A 12071-nucleotide genomic window follows, 5' to 3' on the forward strand; every position below is an offset into this window, starting at 1 on the left:
CATGAACGGCGTCTTGTTCTGTTTAGAGTCTTGCGACGCACAGGCTCAAAGTAGTGCAACAACTATGCCGAGAGACCATACTGGGTCAGTAGACAATGGCAGGGTTTGGCGATCGCGGACTCCCCAGTGCGTCCCGATAGGAGGGCCGGTCCTCACCTTCATCTCGCACATCCAGTTCGCGGGCCAGTTCAGCACCAATGACGGTATGTCCCGACAGCGACTGAGCCCGATCACTGTGCGCCAAGGCGTAGAGAATATGGCCGGTAAATTCCGGGCGCTCCGCCGTTTTACTGAACTCCCGGTACTGCTCGGGATTAACCTGACTGGCGACCGCGGCACGCTCCGTCATCAGCGGCCCCATCCAGATTGAGACGGTATGCACGCCGGTGCCTCGCAGGTCCACCGCCATATCGTGGGCGAACTTATCCAAACCGGCTTTTTGCGCGCCGTAGGCCGGTCCATGCATATAACAGCTCGCACCAAACGAAGAACCAAAGGCAATCAAACCCGACCCTTGAGGCACCATGATATTGGCCGCGTGCCAGCTGGCAACATACGCCGAGCGCAAGCCGACATCGAGAATCCCCGCCGCGCCCAGATCTTTTTCCCAGAACGGCTTTTGCTCAATCAGCTGAGGATGCATGTAGGTGGCGTTATTTACGAGGATATCCAGCCGCCCCTGTTCTTGCTGAATCTGCTCAAACAGTGCGGCTACCTGCGTATCGTCGCTGTGGTCACAGAGCACCGCAATGCCCTTGCCACCGGCTGCGGTAATGGCCTCGGCGGTTGCCGCGACGGTGCCAGGCAGCACCGAGCCATCCCAGGCTTTCGCCTCACCGGGCGTCACCGTTCGACCCGTGACATAAACGATCATGCCATGCGCACCGAGAGCGCGGGCAATTCCCGCACCTGCACCACGGCTGGCGCCGGTAACCAATGCAACCTGTTGTGTCATCGTTATTTTCCTTTTAGATCAATGGTGGCGGTCTGCTTGTACAAGCGCTTTGAAGAAAAAATGCGATGTTTTACCCGCCAGCCTTCAGGGGTTTTTATCAACTCGTCGTAGTAGGAGCCGAAGTGCATGGGATAGCCGTTGCTGAGCGTATCGCTGCGCGGTACCGGGGCAATAATGCGAAAATACTGACGCACAATGCCGTCCTCAGCGCTGTCATCAATATGGATATTGCACATCAGATGCGCCAGTGGATGCTGACCCTCCTCATCCATATAACGCTTGATCTCAGCCAGCCCATTCAGCGTAACCAGACCCCGTACTTCGAATACCGCATCGACACAGAAAATGCCGTCCATCGCCGACCAATTGCGGTCATCGACCGCATCGCCATAGCGGCCAGGCAGCTCGTGAAGTAGCAGGCGATCTTCAACACTCAGGCGTGACATTTGCGACAGCTCTCATAAATGATGATGCGCCATGCTAGTCATTCCACTTCTGCGACGCTCCCCCCAAACAGATCAGAACCGCGCTCGCTGTGTGCCGCTCACCCGGCTACACTATGGGCCTGCATAAAAAAACAGAAACGGAAACAGGAGCGGGGCATGCCGCTGATTACCTTCATCAACCACAATGGCGACGCCTGGGAAGCCGAAGCTCAGAGCGGCCAGAGCTTGATGCGCGCGGCTGTCGACAACGGCATAGACGGCATTCTTGCGGAGTGCGGCGGCGCCTGTAGCTGCGGCACCTGCCACTGCTATATCGACGCGCCCTGGTTTGATCAGCTCCCCCCGGCCAGCGATATGGAAAACAGTATGCTGGAGGCCGTTCTGGAGCCTCAGAACAACAGCCGTCTTAGCTGCCAGCTTGAGGTCACCGACGCCATGGAAGGGATGACGGTGCACCTTCCCGCTTCCCAGTATTAAGCCGAGGTCCCGGCCTGATGGCATCACATCGCCTTTTACCGTTGGCCGTTGCGGTAATGTTCAATACCGCCTGCAGCCTGTCACCACCGGCAGCGCCGCTGACGCTGGAGCCCCCTGCCCCGGCAAGCACCAGCGCGCTGCTAGAGCAGGGCCAGCACTTCGGCCTGGACAATAATCCACTGACCCCAGACGATCATATTCTGGCCATGACACCGGATATGCGTTATTTCGTTGGCGAACAGGTTCCCGCCGCGCTCTCAGAACAAGCGCGGCTGCGCTACTTGGTCGACGCGCTCATTCGCCCGTCGCAACTCGGACTGGAATACGCGCCCGGCGTTACCCTGACCGCCACCGAAACCTTTGACGAACGCCGGGGGGACTGCCTGTCATTAAGCGCCCTGTTTGTCGCGATGGCCCGCGAGGCCAAGTTGAATGTCTATTTCAACGAGGTCAGCGTACCGCCAAGCTGGGAGATGCTCAGCGAAAACAGCTCGGCGATCTACAAACATATCAATGCCGTCGCCGTGATCGATGACAAGCCGCAGGTTATCGACTTCAGTGTTGATATCTACGACTACCGCTATCCACAAAAGCAGGTCGACGACGATATTGCCGCCGCGCAGTACTACAGCAACCTCGGCGTGAAACAACTCAATGGCGGCGACCCGGCAAAGGCCTACGCCTATTTCCGCCGGGCATTACACCTCGGCCCGGAGGAAGCCTACATCTGGGGCAATCTCGGCGTGCTGCTGCGGCGCGAGGGACTGCTGGACGAAGCGGAGGTCGCCTTTCGCAAGGCCCTTTCACTGGACCCTGAAGAAGCCGCCGCACTGTCCAACCTCGCAAGGCTGTATCGCAGCGAGGGACGACGCGACGAAGCTCGCGCGCTGGAAGCGGTGATTGCCGAGCGGCAGCGGAGCAATCCCTTCTGGCACTACAGTCGGTCGCGGGCAGCCTTTGAACGGGGCGATTTCGACGAGGCACTGACGTCCATACATCGGGCCATTCGGCTCAATCGCGAGGAATATCGCTTCTATCAGTTTGCCGCCGTCATATACCGCCGCCAGGGAAACGATAAAAAATATGAAGAATATGGCTTGCGGGCCGCACAGGCGAAATTCGCCAGCCAGCAACACTCCCCCTGACAGGCGCTCACAAAAAAGGGCACCCGAAGGTGCCCTCTAGTCGCCTGGAGAAGGCCTAAAACTCGTATTGAATGCTCGCGCTGAAGGTCGTTCCTACCTCTTCCTCGTAGGTTGTTACTTCGCGACCTGCGTTCTCACGCTGGATCTCTACACCGTCATCCAGGATGTTTTTCACCTTAAGCTTCACAATCAAGCCTGGCGTCGGGTAGTAGGAATATGTGGCATCAAGCGAGTTGAAAGGCTGCTCATAAGCATCTGGCTCGCCGTTGCGACCCGCAAAGTAGAGACGCTCACCAAACACGTTATATGACAGCGTTGCCGCGTGTTTCTCATCCGGCGAGTCATACCCGAGTATCAGGTTGGCTGCGTAGTCAGAGGCTCCCACGAGGTCACGCTTGGCATTGGTAGGCGCATCGGCTTTATCACCAGCAACCAATTCGGTATCCAGCAAGGTCAGGTTGCCCTGCAGGAAGAACGGCAGCAGATGGTCAGAGAGGTCTCCGAGGTTCTTCATGAACTCGACTTCTGCACCCAGGATCTCAGCACTTTCCGCATTGATGATTTCGACAGCAGTATTGGTATCACCTGCTGCGGCCTGGAACAACTCGATCGGGTCGGTGATGTCTTTATAGAACACCGAAACAGTCAAGCTGTCGCTGTTACTGAAGAACCATTCCGCACGTACATCGTAGTTCTTGAACTGCGAAGGCAGTACATCCGGGTTACCAAACACCAGGGCATCGGTTACCGGATCCACGTAGCTGGAATCGGCAATCTCACGCAGGTCAGGGCGAACCGTGGTTTCGCTGTAGCCGAAACGCAGCTGGAAGTCCTCTGCCCAAAAACCCGGCAGCATATATGTCGCCGCCAATGACATATAGGTGTCGTCATCCTGGAAGACGGCATTCTGCAGCTCTTCTGCAATCACTTCCGGGCTGGCACCGTCATTGACAATGATAGGGCTACCGTCAAAATCCAGCGGGTCCCAAGTCAGACCAACCTGCTGATAGTCCTCATAGCGAAGACCGGCAACAATGCGCCAAGTATCCTGCCAGGTTACATCCAGCTTACCGTAGTAGGCATCGACGCGATTGGCCGCAATGTAACTTTCCGAGTTACTCCCCGCGACAGCAATCTGATAACCGTTATTGGGGTCGAGCAGGTTTGCATCGCTGAAGACAACATCCAGCGGCCCCGTACGAACGGCGTCACTGGCATCGACTGAGCCCAAACCGAATTCCAGCTGTCGATATGAGCGCGCTTTCTGCCAGTACTCACTACCACCGCTGACCTCGACCTTCCAGTCCATAGTAGAGAACGGCATTTTGACTTCCCAACCGTAGCTCTCCACTTCGTCTTTCAAGTCGGTAAAGCGATAGTCCGCCGCGGTGCCATTCGCTGCCACGGTGTTTCTGCCATTACGTGGCTGGCGGGTTTGAACATCAATTTCACTGGGAATTTCTGTCGTCGACTCACTATCTGAATAGAACCAATTAAACTTCAGCCCTTCAGCAACAGCCAACGGATCCCAGCCGATCATCTCTCGAGTTACTTCACCAAAGGTGTGTTCACCGCGGATCTGATTGACCTTCATCTCGCGCTGCTCGTAGCGAATCGAGTAAAGGCGATCGGAAATACCGCCGCTGATCGGCTGGTCATTGTCGTAGCTATCTGCAATAGCCACTTCGTCATCGGTATTTCGAAGATAAAGGCTGGTGGTTTCCAAAGAGTGATCTTCGTTGAGGCGTAAACCGAAGTTCAGGTTGGCCGCCAACGACGTGTTTTGCGTCGTTTTGTCACGGAACTCGACTTCATCACTGTCGGAAATTGAACGGGCCGTTGAACTTTTCTTGCGCCAGGTACGGTCGTATGACACGCCAGCCAGCACACCAAATTCAACCTCCTCCGACTCACCCAAATAGAAACGGTTACCGATATTCACTTCTCCAGAATAATTCTGGTCGTCATCGGTCTCGTAGACATTGATATTACGATACAGGCCTGTAGCCAACTCGCGATTGATCTGCTCAGCATCCGCCAGCGTCGCATTGGGATTGGTTTGACGAAGGTCAGTAAGAATATCGTTGCGATCCAAGCTGCCGCGATATTTCTGCAACGCACTTTTCAAACTGGCAGCCAGAGCCCGAGTACCATCGTCATTGCCGAGGATATCGTCACTGCCACCTTTGTAGGTCACCAAGCCATCCCTGGACTCGGTATTGAAATCAGTCCCTACTTCGAGAGTAAAAACAAAGTCAGTGGGAATACCCTTGGTTCGGATGTCGACATTACCACCACCAAAAGCAGCAGGCATATCGGCAGAATGAACTTTCTGTACCGCAAGGCTTTCCACAATCGACGTTGGGAAAATATCCAGAGGGATAACGCTTCGGCTCAAGTCTGGCGAAGGGACTACAGCCCCGTTCAACAAGGTGCTGGAGTAGCGTTCACCCAGGCCACGAACAAAGACAAACTTATCGTCGATTAAGGTCACACCCGGTACGCGGCGAAGTGCTGCGGCAACGGTGGAGTCTCCAATCCGGCCAATCGCCTCAGAGCCGAGAAAGTCGACGGCGACTTCCTGCTCAAGGCGTTCGATGACCAGATTTTCGGCCGAGCTCTTCAGTCGCCCGACCACAACAACCTCTTCCAGCGGCTTGTTGAAGCTTAGATCGGAATCCGCCTCTTGAGCCACTGCAGAGATGGCCATACTCAGCGCAGTCAGGCTGAATACTGGCAGCATCCCTTTCTTAACAATCTGCTTTTTCATCGGAAAAAACCCACTAGTAATTGACCGGTGTTCAACAGAAAGGGCGCCGTAGGGCGCCCTCTGTTCACGGCTTGGCGTCGTGCATTCAGGCCTGTTGCTTATTCAAACCAAAGCGGTGCAGCACTGTTCGCGGGGTCGAGACCAAAGGCCCAGTTGGCCGTCCAATCGTCGTCTTCCGTTACGGCGCCGATGTAAGCGCGGCCTTCAGCAGGAGTCACAGTGGGCGCTGCGCCACCAAGCTTCATGTCTGCCAGCGGCAGAGAGTAGAAGCCGTTCAGGATTTCCAGGTTGGCATTGCTCGCCGCAGTGGGGTCTTCACCCGCTTCCAACGTTTGATAGGTATCGTTGCTTTCTTGCAGCCACGCCAACTGGGTCTTGCCGCTGTTAGGCAGGTTGTCGCCATCTGTCAGGTCCTGACAGGCAATGATGCTGCTCTCGATTTTCAGCTCGCCATCATCAGCCGCTTCCAGTCCTTCATCATCAATGCGAACACAATAGTTGTAGTCGTCGTCACCCAGTTTCACATCACCTTTGTAGGCAGTGGTGATCAGGGCGTTGATGATTGTCGGGAAGTGCGCTTCGCGAATACGCATGCCCTGACCGGGATCGTGAGTACCGGTACCATTGGGCTCGCCAGTCACCTCGGTAGCAGACACGATACAAGTGAGGTTTTTGATAGTCGCGCGAGAGTTCAGGCCACGATCAATGAAGTCCTGCAGAGTCGCGGCATCTTTGCTGGAGTAGCTGCCAATACCATCTGACTCTACACAGCGGTTGCCGTCATTTTCTGACTGGATGACCAGGGCATAGTCGATTGTGCCGCGGTAGCCTTCATCAACATCGATGGAGTCATCGCGAACATACAATGCAACATAGTGGCTGACATTCACTGCGCCGCCGAAGAATTCAATACCATCGTCGTAGGTTGAATACGCTTGCAGATAATCAACTGTCGTACCTGAGCCCACAGCATTGAAGGAAATACCGTTGAGCTCATTGTCTTCTTCAACTTCAAAACCGGTGTGCTTAACGATGAAGTAATTCAGTGAGCCCGAGCTGTCGGCATTGTTATCACCGCCGTAGTGAGTTTGGCCAGCACCCGCTTTACCTTCAGCAGCCACGTGGCAATCACTGGTAGCGAGGTTATCGTCATCAAAAGTCCCGGTGTAGGCACACTTATTGGTGACACCGAAGCCATTGATGATCAAGCCACCCCACTGCTGCACGTCTTCTGCGCCAACCGCGTCTTCAACGGCATCAGAAACAGAAGTAATAGTAACCGGAGCACCTTGTTCGCCGTTGGCAAAGATTTGCGAACCACGGTTGATGACCATGTAATCGTCGCTGCCCTGGAATGCCAGCGTTACACCTGCTTCAATTTCAATGGCAGAGCCATCACCGCCTTCAACAATACCCGCAGCAGCCATGTCAGCGTCGTTATCGTAGTTACGACCAACAACCAGGCTGTCGCGGAAAATGTGGACACCGCCGTTGCTAAGCTTGGTGAAAACCACCGGGTCAGTAGCAGCAACTTCAATGGGATTAGTCAGGCTGACGAAATCTGAACCATAAATACAGTTGACGCCATCAACGCTACCCTGACGAGTCACGCCGTTGTCATTGTACGAGGCACAGAAGTTAGTGCCGCCAGTTGAACCGCCACCAGTGCTGTTATCAACTGAATTGTTCTGGGCGTTGATATTGATGTCGCCACCGCCGCCACAACCAACCAGGGCCATAGCCGAGGCCATTGCTGTCATCGCAAAAAGCTTTTTCATAGGGACTTATCTCCGTAACCTTCTCAATAAGGGCATAGGTAATTTGTCGATGGGGCGTATGCTAGGCGGGAGGAATGACAGATGCGTGAACGTAATGTGACGAAAATGTTTCACGAATTGTGACAACAACACGGAGAGGGATTAAAAATCAGCCACAATCACACTGGATAAGTCATAAAACTGTCATAAAATGTAAATAAAATTGCCATCTTCTTAGTACCACTCGGCATTTGGATACCCATAATCATGACAAGTACTTTCCGGCAGTTACGTTATATCCCGTTGTTTATCATGGGCTTTTCTGCTTCTTATAACGCAGCCGCGCAGACGAGCACCTCGCCAGAGCTTCTGGATATCCTGGTAGAAAAACAAATCCTGACCGAGAGTCAGGCAGAAGAGATTCGACAGGCCGAGAAAGAGCGCCGCAGTGTGAATAATGCCGTTGTGGACATCGGCAGCGGCGGTCTGAAAGTGAAAAGTGCAGATGGGCGCAGCAGTTTTCAATTCGGCGGTCGCCTCCACGCAGATGCCGCGGTTCATGACCACGAGGAACTGGCCGGACAGCAGGACGGTATAGATGGCACCCAGATTCGACGCGCACGTTTGTATGCCAAAGGCGATATCGGCAAACAGTGGTCTTACCTGATCGAAGCCGATTTTGCCGGCAACAAAACCAGCCTCAAAGATGCGACGCTGGGCTACCATTTCAGCGGACTGCCGCTGACGGTGACCGTAGGGAATCAAAAGCAGGCCGTGAGCATGGAGATTGAAGAAAGCTCCAACGATATCCCCTTTATCGAGCGCTCGCTGGTCGCCGGCATTACCACGCCCTATTTTGATCGCGCTATCGGCATTACCGTTGCATCAGGTGGCGACAACTGGCATTTCAAAACCGGCTTGTTCGGGGACGGCGTCTCGGATGGCGACGCGGATGAAGGCACTGGCTTTGGCCTGCGCGCTACCTATGCGCCGATAGTCAGCCGCACCAGCCTGCTGCATGTGGGGGGCTCATTCGGCCTGCGCAATACCAGTGACGATGGCTTGGCGAACGGCAAGTCACCCGGTTTTTCCTACAAGACCACCAATTTTTCAGACTTGAAACCGGTCAGCGCCAGCATCGCTGACATGGAGCAAGTGCAGACCGGCGTGTTTGAGCTCGCTGCCATGTGTGGGCCGTGGACGTTTCAAAGTGAATACGCGGTTACGGATGTCAGCCGCGAAACCGGAGACGACCTGAGCTTCTCCGCCTACTACGCGCAGGTGGCCTATCTCATCAATGGCCAGCGCCGTTATAAGGCGTCTGAAGGCGAGTTCAAATACCCCAGCATCAATGCCGACTTCAATCCTGAGCAAGGACACTGGGGCGCAGTTGAACTGGCTGCCAGATTCGATCACATCGACCTGGAAGATGGGGATATTTCCGGTGGCGAGGCCGACCGGGTAACCCTGGCGTTGAACTGGTATCTCAATCGCAATGTGCGAATGATGCTGGACTACAGCCACAGCTATGAACTGAAAGGCGGGGCGTTGCAGAATGTCAGTGGCGAGCTCACCGACGACATCGACACCTACGCCATGCGGGTGCAGCTGAGCTTCTAACTGGCAAACAGCCTCGCCAAGCAGGCAAAAAAAAGGCCATGCATATTGCATGGCCTTTTTTTATATCACTGCGCGAATGTCGCGCCGCCCTCTCAAGCGAAGGGGTGACGCAGGACAATCGTCTCTACGCGGTCCGGGCCGGTAGATACGATATCGATGGGGACATTCAGCAGGGCTTCGAGACGCTCGATGTAGGCGCGCGCATTCGCGGGCAGCTCATCCAGCGATTTCACTCCGATGGTCGACTCGGTCCAGCCGGGCAGCTCTTCGTAGACCGGCGTGATCTGATCGTAGTCTTCACAGTCGAACGGTGCCGAGATCGACTCGCCGGCAGGGTTCTTGTAGTCGACACAGACTTTCACCGTTTCCAGTCCGTCCAGCACGTCGAGCTTGGTCAGGCACAAGCCTGTCACGCTATTGATGCGCACTGACTGGCGCAGCGCCACGGCATCGAACCAGCCACAGCGACGGGCGCGGCCCGTGGTTGCCCCAAACTCATGACCCTGCTTCGCCAGATGCGCCCCCACATCATCAAACAGTTCTGTGGGGAACGGGCCGCTGCCTACGCGGGTAGTGTAGGCTTTGGTAATACCCAGTACATAGTCCAAGTACAGCGGACCAAAGCCGCTGCCGGTGGCCGTGCCGCCTGCAGTGGTGTTTGAGGAGGTAACAAAGGGGTAGGTGCCGTGATCGATATCCAGCAGTGAACCTTGCGCACCTTCGAACAGAATATTGGCACCGGCTTCGCGATACTCGTGCAACGCGCTGGTGACATCCACCACCATCGGGCGCAGCTCTTCAGCCATGCGCAGGGCCTCGTCCAGGGTCTGCTGGTAGTCCACCGCCTCGACCTTGTAATACTGGGTCAGGGTGAAGTTGTGGTAATCCATCACCTCTTTCAGCTTTTCAGCAAAACGCTCGGCGTGGAACACATCGCCGAGACGCAGACCACGACGAGACACTTTATCTTCATAGGCCGGGCCAATGCCGCGGCCGGTGGTACCGATTTTGGCATCGCCACGGGCCAGCTCGCGGGCTTTGTCCAGCGCCACATGATAGGGCAGGATCAGCGGACAGGCGGGGCTGAGTCGCAGGCGTTCACGCACCGGTACGCCGCGCGCCTCCAGTTCGGCCATCTCTTTCAGCAAGGCCTCAGGTGACAGCACAACACCGTTGCCGATCAGGCAGGTCACGCCTTCGCGCAGGATGCCCGACGGAATCAGGTGAAGAACGGTTTTTTCACCGCCAATAACCAGGGTGTGACCAGCATTGTGCCCCCCTTGAAAGCGGGCGACCGCATTGGCCTGATCCGTCAGCAGATCGACGATCTTGCCTTTGCCTTCGTCTCCCCACTGGGTGCCCAATACCACTACATTCTTGCTCATATCCGCATCTCTGGATAAAGGTTCTGACTTACCCAAGTGGCTTAACCAGCCACTGGCCATTCTCTTCTACAAGTTGACGATCGCAGTCACCTGCCATCGATTGCCCCGGCAAACCACTTACTACCCGCTCACCGGACTCGCGCAATTGTTGCACCGCTTGCCACTGTTCTGCTGAGTCGCTGTAGGGAGCATAAATCCCCCCTGTCGCGGCGCTCGCGGGCAGCAGGCTGATCAGGGCTTTGAGATCAATACTGAAGCCAATAGCCGGACGACCACGGCCAAACAGCTTGCCGATGTCATCGTAGCGGCCACCGGATGCCAACTGTTGCCCGTGCTCACTCACCAGTGCCGAGAACACCAAGCCGGTGTGGTAGTGGAAGCCGCGCAATTCGGCCAAATCGAAATAAAAGCGCAGTTCAGGAATGCGCTGGGACAGCTGCTGGTGAAGCGCAGACAGGCTGTCGATGGCGGCCACCGCGGCATTATTGTCGGCAAACAGCTCGCGGCCTTTGGCCAACACATCGCTGCCGCCGTGCAAGGCATTGAGCCCGCGCAGCTGTTCGGCAATTTTCTCACTCACTGACAAGTCAGCCACGAACTCTTCCAGCTCTGCGGCGGCCTTGCGTTGCAGGATATCGAAATAGCGCTGCTGCTGCTCTTCGCTGAGGCCAGCGGCGCTGACGACCGCCTGATAGACACCCACGTGTCCGGTGTCCAGGGTGATATTGCTGAGCCCTGCAACCCGCAGGGTCTCCAGCATCAAACAGATAATCTCCAGGTCGCTGGCCTGGCTGTTGTCGCCGTACAGCTCGGCACCGAGTTGAATCGGCGAGCGCGACGCCAGCGGCTTTTTGGGGCGAGTGTGCAGCACGCTTCCCGCGTAACAGAGTCGTACCGGCCCTTCGCGCTTCAGGCTGTGGGCGTCAATGCGCGCAGCCTGAGGGGTGATATCGGCGCGCAAGCCCATCAGGCGACCGGTTAACTGATCGGTCACACGGAACGTCAGCAGGTCGATGTCGCTGCCCAACCCCACCAACAGGGACTCTGTGAATTCCAGCATCGGCGGAATCACCAGCTCATAACCCCAGCGTTTATAAAGATCGAGCAGACGGCGGCGCAGATGCTCCACCTGCTCCGCTTGTTCAGGCAGCAGTTCTTCCACCCCATCGGGGAGTAGCCAGCGATCAACCAGGGTCATAAATCACAATCTCTCGACGTGTTGTTTCAGCGCAGGAAATTCAGCATCAACAGCCCGACAACCATGCTTGCCAGGCCCAACATCCGTACTTTTTGGCTATCCAGATCGGCTATGCGATAGGCCATCATGCGCCAACGATCGGGGCTGAGAAATGGCAGAATTCCTTCAATCACCAGCACCAGACTCAATGCAACTGCCAGTTCCTGCCACATTTCCCACGCCCGCTAAAAACAAAAAAATCCGTGCGGGTTACAGCGCATTTAGCACTGGCCCTGCCCGGATGCGCGAATGATACCACAATCGCTGCGATTGGCGGCA

Annotated in this window: 10 protein-coding genes; 3 read left to right on the forward strand and 7 right to left on the reverse strand. The window is 55.8% G+C overall.

Annotated features, from left to right (window positions below; genetic code table 11):
* Positions 1-85: 85 nt before the first annotated feature.
* The gene (locus tag G411_RS0107035) at positions 86-955 is read right to left on the reverse strand and encodes an SDR family NAD(P)-dependent oxidoreductase (RefSeq protein ID WP_022958475.1); all 870 of its coding nucleotides are present in this window, start codon (positions 953-955) and stop codon (positions 86-88) included.
* A gap of 2 nt (positions 956-957) precedes the next feature.
* Complete coding sequence (locus G411_RS0107040; protein WP_022958476.1) at positions 958-1401, reverse strand: nuclear transport factor 2 family protein; 444 nt, start codon at positions 1399-1401, stop codon at positions 958-960.
* A 156-nt stretch (positions 1402-1557) separates the two neighbouring features.
* On the opposite strand from G411_RS0107040, the gene G411_RS0107045 reads away from it, so the two are divergent.
* Together G411_RS0107045 and G411_RS0107050 are read left to right on the forward strand one after the other, a co-directional pair.
* The gene (locus tag G411_RS0107045; protein ID WP_022958477.1) at positions 1558-1878 is read left to right on the forward strand and encodes a 2Fe-2S iron-sulfur cluster-binding protein; all 321 of its coding nucleotides are present in this window, start codon (positions 1558-1560) and stop codon (positions 1876-1878) included.
* A gap of 17 nt (positions 1879-1895) precedes the next feature.
* Positions 1896-3023: a tetratricopeptide repeat protein gene (locus G411_RS0107050; RefSeq protein ID WP_084495350.1), complete on the forward strand. Its 1128-nt coding sequence runs from the start codon at positions 1896-1898 to the stop codon at positions 3021-3023.
* A 55-nt stretch (positions 3024-3078) separates the two neighbouring features.
* On the opposite strand, the gene G411_RS0107055 is transcribed toward G411_RS0107050, so the two are convergent.
* A complete protein-coding gene (locus G411_RS0107055; protein WP_051151261.1) occupies positions 3079-5793 on the reverse strand; it encodes a TonB-dependent receptor domain-containing protein in 2715 nt (904 codons plus the stop codon).
* Positions 5794-5891: 98 nt separating this feature from the next.
* Positions 5892-7571, reverse strand: a complete 1680-nt coding sequence (locus G411_RS0107060; protein WP_022958480.1) for a hypothetical protein — start codon at positions 7569-7571, stop codon at positions 5892-5894.
* A 246-nt stretch (positions 7572-7817) separates the two neighbouring features.
* Between G411_RS0107060 and G411_RS0107065 the strand changes: the two genes are divergently transcribed.
* On the forward strand, positions 7818-9170 hold the full coding sequence (locus G411_RS0107065; protein ID WP_022958481.1) for an OprO/OprP family phosphate-selective porin: 1353 nt from the start codon (positions 7818-7820) through the stop codon (positions 9168-9170).
* 92 nt (positions 9171-9262) lie between these two features.
* Here the strand turns inward: G411_RS0107065 and G411_RS0107070 are convergent, their stop codons facing one another.
* From G411_RS0107070 to G411_RS0107080, 3 genes are read right to left on the reverse strand one after another with little or no spacing between them, the layout of a single operon-like run.
* Positions 9263-10555, reverse strand: a complete 1293-nt coding sequence (locus tag G411_RS0107070; RefSeq protein WP_022958482.1) for an adenylosuccinate synthase — start codon at positions 10553-10555, stop codon at positions 9263-9265.
* Positions 10556-10583: 28 nt separating this feature from the next.
* The gene (locus G411_RS0107075; protein ID WP_022958483.1) at positions 10584-11753 is read right to left on the reverse strand and encodes an ATP phosphoribosyltransferase regulatory subunit; all 1170 of its coding nucleotides are present in this window, start codon (positions 11751-11753) and stop codon (positions 10584-10586) included.
* A gap of 26 nt (positions 11754-11779) precedes the next feature.
* Positions 11780-11965 (reverse strand): DUF2065 domain-containing protein, encoded by a 186-nt coding sequence (locus tag G411_RS0107080; RefSeq protein WP_022958484.1) that lies wholly within the window; start codon positions 11963-11965, stop codon positions 11780-11782.
* Between the last annotated feature and the right edge of the window lie 106 nt (positions 11966-12071).

Source organism: Spongiibacter tropicus DSM 19543, assembly GCF_000420325.1.
Classification (GTDB): Bacteria; Pseudomonadota; Gammaproteobacteria; order Pseudomonadales; family Spongiibacteraceae; genus Spongiibacter; species Spongiibacter tropicus.